We start from the raw sequence: 7,987 nt of genomic DNA on the forward strand, positions 1-7,987 counted from the left end.
CGGCAGCGTGGTCCGCAATGAGCGCGCGCGAGGACCGATTGCCTGCGTCGTGCGGTATCCAGCCGCCGACGGTCCGCGCAGCCGAGCGGATCATCCACCGGGAGAAACGGCGCATTCGCGGGGAAGAAGCCGTGCGCCGGCGTGCCCGCCCCCGCGCACCGGCGAGCCCCCGCCTGCTCCCGGAACGCCCGATCATCCACGTCGTGACGGTCGACGGGCGGGCCCGGAGCGGTCCGGGCCGGTGGAGCGCCGTTCGCTGCGGGCGTGCGCTCGCGGAAGCGGCGACTTTCGCCGAAGCGGTGTATATGCTGGCAGAACGGGAAAGCGAGCCACAATGAGTCCTCAGTGGACCCGGCGGTGGGTGGCGCTGTCCTGGTGGCGCGAGCGGAGGCGACCCTCGATGTCGGGCACAGACGCGGTCCGGAGCCGGCTGACCGGAGCGTGTGAGCCGTGGGAGATCCCGATCGGACGTGACCTGGCGGAGCGGCTCGATCCCGGCCGGCGTTCGCGGCCCGTCCCCGGGGCCGCCGCGGAGGACATCGCGGACCTGGTGGGGCCGGGGGAGCTGCTGGTGGTGCCGTCGGCGAGCCGTCCTGCCCCGGACGGGCCGGTCTGCGTTCCCGATCAGGTACTGGGGCTGGGTTCGCGGGGTGTGGCGTGGTGGGTCGACGGTCTGCCCTATCCGCGGATCGTCGGGATGATCCCGTATGCCGAACTCGTCGCGACGGAGCACCTGGTGGCGGGCAAGCACGGCTGCCTCGTGCTGACCGGGACCAGGGCCACGCTCGTGCTGCGTTATCGCAGCTGGGCCTGGCCCATGGTGCGAGGGGTGCTGACCCGGTTGCGCGCGCTCGGCGTCGGCAGCTCCGGTTCGGCCGGCGCCGGCGCGGAGTCCGTTCGCTGGGCGGATCTGCCGAGCTCGCCGCTGGTCGGACTCGGTCACGGCGGGCCGCCACGGTGGTGTGCCGCCGATGCGGAACCGGCGCGCGGCCGTCCCTGGCGGCGCTCCCGGCCGGCCGCAATGGTGGCGCTGACCCGGCACGAGCTCGTCGTCGTCCGCCATGTCCTCGGACAGGCCCCGCTCGCGCACGGAGTGGACCTGCTCGCGGTCCCGCGCAACCGGATCACCGGCCTCACCGCGCACGCGGACCGGCTGCAGGTGCGCACCGTGATCAGCGAACACGAGGTCGAACTCAGCCCGGTGCTGGCCGAGCAGGCGCGGACGAAGCTCGGTCCGCTCCTGCACACCGGCACCCGGGAACCGGCAACGCGACAGCACCGAACTCAGCCACCGCCGAGAACGGCATCACCGTGGTGATGCAGACGTCCGGTTCACCCCGAACGGCGGACAAGGGCTGAAGGAGGGTCGGGCGACCGCCGGGAGCGGCTGTCCGAAGCCGCCGGGACCGGGCATCCTGATCACGGAGTGCCGTCGACAGTTTTTCCGTTGCACGGCTTGGATTCGATCGCGACGAGCCGGTCGATCGCGTGCCGTGGCCCGACACAGCCGCGTGTCCTTTCCCTCGGCCGCGTGCCGCTCGCCTCAGCCACGACGGCTGCCCGGCCACCGCCGTCGGCCCGGACCTCACCGGGCCAACCACCATGGCCCAGGGCCGCCGACCACCTCATCGAGTCCTTCGGCCACCTCGACGTGCTGATCAACAACGCCAGCTCGGCGATATCCGGCGGAGCCCAGCAGCCCGCCGGCAACTCGCCCAGCGCCTCCTCGACCGCGGGTTCGGCGTCGGTGGCGACGGTCAGCCGTCGAAGGTCTGCTGGCTGATCGTCCGTCCTTCGGGGACGGTCCACGGGGGCAGGGCGGTCAAGACCTTCGCCATGTCCGGGCCGGTGCGCCGGAACACCTGCTCGACCAGGATGTGCACCGGGCCGGTGCGCTGGATGGTGGTGGTGTAGCCGCCGGGCAGGCCGGCCAGGTCGAGGACGGCCTCTCCGCCGGCGAAGGGACGGCCGCCGAGGGCGGTGACGGCGCCGGTGACCGTCACCCGGACGAGATTGGCTCCGGTCGGGGCCAGGCGGAGGCCGATCGCGGCCGGGCCCGGTGTGAAGGTGAGCGCGCCGGCGGGGACGTCGACCGCGGTGGCCGCGAGGGTGTCGCCGGTGGTGCGGAGGCCGGTGGCGCGGGCGACGTCGCCGACCAGGCCCAGTTCGGCCGGGGTGCGGGGATCGCGGCCTTCGAATTCGATCCGCGGCGGGCCGTCGCCCTGGACCTGGTAGGCGCCGACGTACTTCGGGCGCGTCGACGAGTAGGGGCTGGTCAACGCGGAGAAGACGAGGCCCGCCACGGTGACGACCACGGTGGCGGCGGCGAACCAGCGGACCCGTCGCGCGTGCACGATGAGCGGCGCCAGGGCGAGGGCCAGCAGCGCCCCGATCAGCGCGGCGATGACACCGAGCACAGGGTCCAGCGGGAATGCGGCGGGCAGCCGGCCGAGGACGGGCACGGCCAGCGAGAACAGGCTGTGCGCGAACTCGGCGACGAGCACGCACTGGACCAGCACGGCGGCGACCGGCGGCAGGTACCGCCACCGGCCTCGCAGCGGGAGCGCCACGAGGGTCGCCACGACGCCGAGGGCGGCGGCCGTCCACAGCAGGTAGGCGGCGCCGAGACCGAACACGGCCGCGAGCAGGCCGAGGAAGGTGACCAGGGTGAGGCCGCCGTACCAGACCACCACCGGGTCCACAGTGGACCGCCGGCGCAGCTGGGGCAGCAGGAAACCCAAGGCGCTCAAGGGGAGTGGCACCAGGTAGACGAGCCACGGGTGGGCGAACCAGGATTCCGAGCCGCCGGCCAGCCACTGCAGGACACCGGCGAGCACCCCGGCGAGCACCGCCAGCAGGAGCCCGGCCAGCCCGGTGGCGGCGGAGACGAGGATCCGCCGGACGTCGCGGGTCCGCCATACCAGCACCCCGAGTACGGCGGCCAGCACGAGCAGCCCGATCAGGGCGCCGAGCGGCGAGGCGGTGACCCAGAAGCGGGAAAGCACGTCGAAGTAGTACGGCGGGGTGCCCGTCTGCTGCGGCGATCCGGCGGCGGCGGAGCGCGCGTAGCCGGCCGCGAGGTCCACATAGGATTGTGCGGTGCCGGGGTCGATGCGGTCCACCCGGTCGATCGGGGTGTGGTAGCCGTAGCCGTTCTCGAAGATGGCGTAGTCGAGGCCGGGCCAGCCCGCGCCGCGCCAGACCCGGCTGTCGGTGTCGGAGTTGATCAGGCCGGCGCCGAACAGGGTCTGCCCGACGATCGAGCCGAACGGCCGGGCGGTCCCGCCCACGAGGTCGACGAGCCCGCCGCTGCCGCTGCCCGCGTTGAACATCACCGGCAGGCCGCCGGAGCCGACGGCCTCCAGGTTCAGGAACGACCGCACGTCCCGCGCCCACGGGTGCCGCGTGAACGCGTCGGCGCCGGTGAGGCCGACCTCCTCGCCGCCGTTGAAGAGGTAGACGACGGTCTGCTTGGGGTGTTCGCCGGACAGTTGCCGGGCGGCCTCCACGAGGGCGCCCGCGGCCACGCCGTCGTCGGCCGCGCCGGGACCTTCGAACGCGGAGTCGATGTGGACGTTCACCAGCAGGGTGTCGTTCGACTCGCCCTGCTGCCGCGCGATCACGTTGTCCACGCCGTAGGCGACGTCACGGTCGTGGAACCGGTACACGCCGGTGGCGTGCTGGCGGTCGACCTGCAACCCCGGGATCGCGTGCAGTTTTCCGGCAACGAGGTCGAGCCCGCGGGCGAGCGCGTCCGTGCCGGACGTACGCACGCCGAGGTCCTGCAGCTGCTGCGCCGTCGCCAGCGCCCGGCGGCCCGCGTCGCCCTCGGGCGGGGGCCGGGTCGCCCACCAGGACAGGCCGAAGGCCACGGCGAGTACGGCCGCGATCAAGGCCCAGGTGAGCGCGAAGCGGCCCCGGCCGCGCGGTGGCGCGGGGGCAGGGGCGCGGCCGGTCAACGCGGGGGCAGCCATGACCTCAGCTCACTTTCGACGACGTCCGGACGCTCGAGCACGAGCATGTGCGCGGCGTCCGGCACCTCGGTCAGCGTCGCGCCGGGGCAGGTGCGCGCGATCGCCGCGGCCATCTCCCGCATGCCGGTGGTGTCGGCGGTGCCGACGAGAACGTGCACCGGGCAGGCCATCCCGGCTAGCCGGCCGGCGGCCGGACCCGGGTCGGTGAAGTCCGGAGTGGACTGTTGCAACGCGTAGTTCACCCGAGACATCTCCGCCACGAGCCGGCGGATCTCCTCCCGGGAGACGTCCGCCGCGCGCGTCGGGCCGTCCACGTGCAGCTGCCCTTCCAGTGCGATGATGCGCTCGAGGTCACCGGCCTCGTCCGCGGCCTCGATCGCGTCCAGCAGTGCCTGCTCGTCGGCCGACGCGGACGCTTCGAAGCCGGAAACGTCCGGTGCGATCAGGAAAAGCCCGCGCACCCGGCCGGGGTGGGCGAGGGCGAAGTCGAGGGCGATCCGGCCGCCGCGGGAGGCGCCGACGAGTACGACCGAGTCCAGCCCGTGCCCGTCGAGCACGCTCACGAGGTCGTCCACATCGGAATACTCGCCCTCGACCGAGGTTTCCGACCGCCCGAAGCACCGGCAGTCGTAGGCCACGGTGTGCAGTTCGTCGGCGACGGCCGCCATCAGCCCGGCCCACATCGCCGAATGCGCGATGCCCGCGTGGACCAGGACGGCGGGCGGGCGGCCGGGAGTGCCGGCCGTGGTGGTGGACAGCGATCCCCCGGGGACCGCCAGCGCGCGGGTTTCTATGACAGTGCTCCCGTCGAACTCAGGTGCCGCTCGGCGACGAACCGGCTCAGCCCGGCCGCGTGGTCACGCAGGTACAGGTGGCCGCCCGCCCACGTCCGGACCTCGCAGGGCCCGGTGGTCTGTTCCGCCCAGCCGGAAAGCTGCGATGCCGGCACCTGCGCATCGGCGGTGCCGCCGAGCGCGTAGACCGGCACGGTGAGCGGCGCGCCGTGCCGGTAGCGGTAGCCCTGCGCCATCGCGTAGTCCGCGCGGATCCCGGGCAGGACGAGCTCCAGCAGGTCCGGGTCGGCAAGCAGCTCCGGGGCGACGCCGAGCGCGCGCAGGTCGGCGAGGATCTCCGCGTCGGCCGGAGCCGGGCGCGGCACGAGCGTCTGCGGCGCAGCCATACCGGACACGAACAGGCAGCGCACCGGGAAGCGACGGGCCAGCTCGAACGCCACCAGCGCGCCGAAGCTGTGCCCGAACAGGCTGGTCGGCCGCGGGCTCTCGGACAGCTCGCCGGCCAGTACCTCGATGAGCTCGTCGAGGTCGGTCACCGGTTCCTCCAGCATCCGGTGCTCGCGCGCGGGCAGGTCGGCCACCCACAGCCCGAGCCCGTCCGGCAGCCACCGGGCCCAGTCCCGGTAGGCCGACCCGGTGCCGCCTGCGTAGGGCAGGCACACCAGCCGGTCCTGGGCGGGACCGGGACCGAGCCGGCGCAGCCACGGCGTACCGGTCACCGGACGCTGAGCGGCCGCAGGTCCGTCCACACCCGCTCGATGTGGTCGAGGCACTCGTCGCGCGTTCCGGTGGTGCCCTCGCGGTGCCAGCCCGCGGGGGTTTCGCGGCCGTCCGGCCAGATCGAGTACTGCTCCTCGTCGTTGCGAACGACGGCGTACCGGTCTTCGGTCATCATCCTCACCTCGGTTGTCGTGCGGTTTCCGGGGAAAACGGGGAGAGCAGGGTGCCGCCCGCGGCCGCGACGGCGCTGACCACGAGGCATCCGACCCCGATCGCGGCCAGGGTGACCGCGCCGGAGGTCAGGTCCAGGGCGAGGCCGGCGGCGAACACCGACAGCGGCCGCAGGCCGAACGTCACCACCTGGGCCGTGGTCGCGACGCGGCCCAGCAGCTCGTCGGGAGTGAGCCGGGCGCGCAGCGTGGTGTAGAGGACGCCGGCGAACGCCTCGCCCGCGCCCGCGACGAGAGCGACCGCAATGGTGAGCGGCAGCCAGGACGTGAAGCTGAGCACGAGCAGCGCGACTCCGTCGACCACGGTGCACACCAGCAGTACCCGGCCCGGGGCCTGGCGCAGCCGCGGCGCGAGCACGGCACCGGCGATCGCACCGAGCGCGTACACCGTGATGACCAGCCCGAGCGTCTGCGATGACCAGCCGAGGTCCTCGCGGACGTAGTAGGTCGCCACGATCACCACTGGCGCGGTGAAGAACGTGACGGCGGCCCAATACAGCAGCGTCGCGCGCAGCAGCCGCTGGCGCCCGATGAACTCCAGCCCCTCGCGGACCTGAGCGCGCATCGTGCCGCTCGCTCGCGGCCCGGCTGCCTGCAGCGGGCGCCGGACGAGCAGCAGCGTCAGCGCGGACACGGCGAACGTCGCGGCGTCGACGCCCAGCGTGATCGCCCCGCCGACTGCCGCGACCAGCACACCGGCGATGCTCGGCCCGACCAGGTAGCCGAGTGCGTTGCCCACCGACAGGTAGGAGTTGGCCTGCCCGAGCCGTTCGTGCCCGACCAGCGAGGGCACGCAGGACAGACACGCCGCCTCGAACACCGCGTACAGCACGCCGACCGGCACCGTGACCGCGTACAGCACCGGCAGCACCGGAAGGTGCAGCAGCGCCGCCAGCGGGACCAGCGCGACGAGCACGGTGCGGCCGGCGTCGGACCACAACATCATCCGCCGCCGGTCGAACCGGTCGGCCCACGCGCCCGCCGGTACTCCGAACAGGAGCATCGGCAAGGCCGAGAGCATGGAGATGATCCCCATGTGCAGCCCCGAGCCGGTGAGGGCGAGCACCAGCAGCGGCAGTGCGGTCTTGTTCAGCGCGTCGCCGAGCGCCGACGCGGTCTGGCCGCCCGCGAAGAGCAGGAAGTCGCGATCGCGGGCGAGGCCCGTGCCGGTGTCCGCTGGAGTGCCCACGTCGCTAGGCCCAGTCGTCCCAGTCCTTCGCCCCGGTGACGGCGCGCAGGCCGCCCTGGGACTTGAAGTACAGCTGCGCGAGGTAGCGCTCCGGGATGCAGGTGAGCCAGCCCAGAGCGTTGTCCTCGTTGACGATCTGGTGGCTGTAGGAGATCGAGGCGTCCATCGACTCGATCGCGTGCCAGTACCCGCTCGGCACGTACAGCGTCTCGCCCGGGTGGAGCACGGTCTCTTCCACCACCACGTCGCGGAACAGTGGCTGCTTCTGCAGGTTCGGCTTGCGGTAGTCCACCTGCGCCATGCCGAACTGCCGGCGGAACGCCCGCGGGTACAGCTTCGCGTGCTGGTCCGGCGAGACGAAGTAGCAGCGCTTGCGGCCGACGACCTGGCACAGGTATGCCGCGGTCTGCATGCCGTCACTGTGGAACGGTGTCACGGTTCCCTTGCTGCCCACGAACATCACCGCGGCGACGCGGGAGGACACCGTGCTGCGGGAAGCGGGTTTGTCGCTGCCGCGGTTGAGGAACGTCTTCGCCAGTTTCAGCCCGGCCTGCTTGAGCGGGTTGCGCGTCGTGCCGGAAGTCTCGGCCGGGAACCGGATGTCCGCCCAGTTGGGCACCAGCTCCGGCAGCTCGTAGTCCTCCTCCAGATCGGGGTAGTGCTCGATCATCCGGTGCACCGGATAGGCACGCAGGTAGTGCGCCGTGCGGGGTTCCTCGTTGTTCTCGATCTCGTCGAGCAGCTTCTCGAACTTCATCGGCCGGAACCCGCCGACCTGGCCGAGGATCAGCTTGCCGTCGAGGTCCTGGATGTTGGCGTGGATATCCATGTCGCCGAAGAACTTGCGGAAGTAGTCGAACCCCCAGCGTTCCATGGCGGGCCACGAGTCCATCAGGCCGGTGATCACGGCGGGGCGGCGCTTGCGCACGTAGTCCCGCACGAACTCCGCCGGGTCGGGGTCGTGCACGCGATCGATGGCGTCGAGCCGAAGGTCGGCTTCACCGAAGAACTCCGGCGGCGGCGTGGCGTCGTCCGGCCGGCCGTCCTCCTGGGCGGGGCTGCTGGTCATCCTTCCCTCCT

At 72.6% G+C, this 7,987-nt stretch carries 8 protein-coding genes; 2 read left to right on the forward strand and 6 right to left on the reverse strand.

The window, feature by feature from the left end; translation table 11 throughout:
- Positions 1–17: 17 nt before the first annotated feature.
- On the forward strand, positions 18–338 hold the full coding sequence (locus ABD793_RS29090) for a hypothetical protein (protein WP_344865705.1): 321 nt from the start codon (positions 18–20) through the stop codon (positions 336–338).
- A gap of 62 nt (positions 339–400) precedes the next feature.
- Complete coding sequence (locus ABD793_RS29095) at positions 401–1,318, forward strand: hypothetical protein (protein ID WP_344865707.1); 918 nt, start codon at positions 401–403, stop codon at positions 1,316–1,318.
- 439 nt (positions 1,319–1,757) lie between these two features.
- Here ABD793_RS29095 and ABD793_RS29100 read toward each other — a convergent pair whose 3' ends face one another.
- The 6 genes from ABD793_RS29100 to ABD793_RS29125 are packed head-to-tail and all read right to left on the reverse strand — an operon-like array spanning position 1,758 to position 7,976.
- The gene (locus ABD793_RS29100; RefSeq protein WP_344865708.1) at positions 1,758–3,974 is read right to left on the reverse strand and encodes a M28 family peptidase; all 2,217 of its coding nucleotides are present in this window, start codon (positions 3,972–3,974) and stop codon (positions 1,758–1,760) included.
- Positions 3,956–4,768 carry an alpha/beta fold hydrolase gene (locus ABD793_RS29105; protein ID WP_344865780.1) on the reverse strand — a complete coding sequence of 271 codons (813 nt, stop codon included), beginning with the start codon at positions 4,766–4,768 and terminating at the stop codon, positions 3,956–3,958. Before ABD793_RS29105 ends, ABD793_RS29100 begins: the two co-directional genes overlap by 19 nt.
- Entirely contained in the window at positions 4,765–5,517 is a 753-nt protein-coding gene (locus ABD793_RS29110) for a thioesterase II family protein (protein WP_344865710.1), read from the reverse strand. The genes ABD793_RS29105 and ABD793_RS29110 overlap by 4 nt, the downstream gene beginning before the upstream one ends.
- Positions 5,484–5,660: an MbtH family protein gene (locus ABD793_RS29115; RefSeq protein ID WP_425548787.1), complete on the reverse strand. Its 177-nt coding sequence runs from the start codon at positions 5,658–5,660 to the stop codon at positions 5,484–5,486. Before ABD793_RS29115 ends, ABD793_RS29110 begins: the two co-directional genes overlap by 34 nt.
- Positions 5,661–5,665: 5 nt before the next feature.
- Positions 5,666–6,907, reverse strand: coding sequence for an MFS transporter (locus ABD793_RS29120; protein ID WP_344865714.1), 1,242 nt, complete (start codon positions 6,905–6,907; stop codon positions 5,666–5,668).
- A 4-nt stretch (positions 6,908–6,911) separates the two neighbouring features.
- Complete coding sequence (locus ABD793_RS29125) at positions 6,912–7,976, reverse strand: cupin-like domain-containing protein (protein WP_344865716.1); 1,065 nt, start codon at positions 7,974–7,976, stop codon at positions 6,912–6,914.
- Positions 7,977–7,987 lie beyond the last annotated feature (11 nt).

The organism is Amycolatopsis ultiminotia (assembly GCF_039536925.1).
In the GTDB taxonomy this organism is placed as follows: Bacteria; Actinomycetota; Actinomycetes; order Mycobacteriales; family Pseudonocardiaceae; genus Amycolatopsis; species Amycolatopsis ultiminotia.

What these genes read in the sequence shown, in the direction of transcription:
- ABD793_RS29090 (WP_344865705.1), top strand. Translation starts at nt 18, where the DNA reads ATGAGCGCGCGCGAGGACCGATTGCCTGCGTCGTGCGGTATCCAGCCG.
- ABD793_RS29095 (WP_344865707.1), top strand. Translation starts at nt 401, where the DNA reads ATGTCGGGCACAGACGCGGTCCGGAGCCGGCTGACCGGAGCGTGTGAG.
- ABD793_RS29100 (WP_344865708.1), bottom strand. Translation starts at nt 3,974, where the DNA reads ATGGCTGCCCCCGCGTTGACCGGCCGCGCCCCTGCCCCCGCGCCACCG.
- ABD793_RS29115 (WP_425548787.1), bottom strand. Translation starts at nt 5,660, where the DNA reads ATGACCGAAGACCGGTACGCCGTCGTTCGCAACGACGAGGAGCAGTAC.
- ABD793_RS29125 (WP_344865716.1), bottom strand. Translation starts at nt 7,976, where the DNA reads ATGACCAGCAGCCCCGCCCAGGAGGACGGCCGGCCGGACGACGCCACG.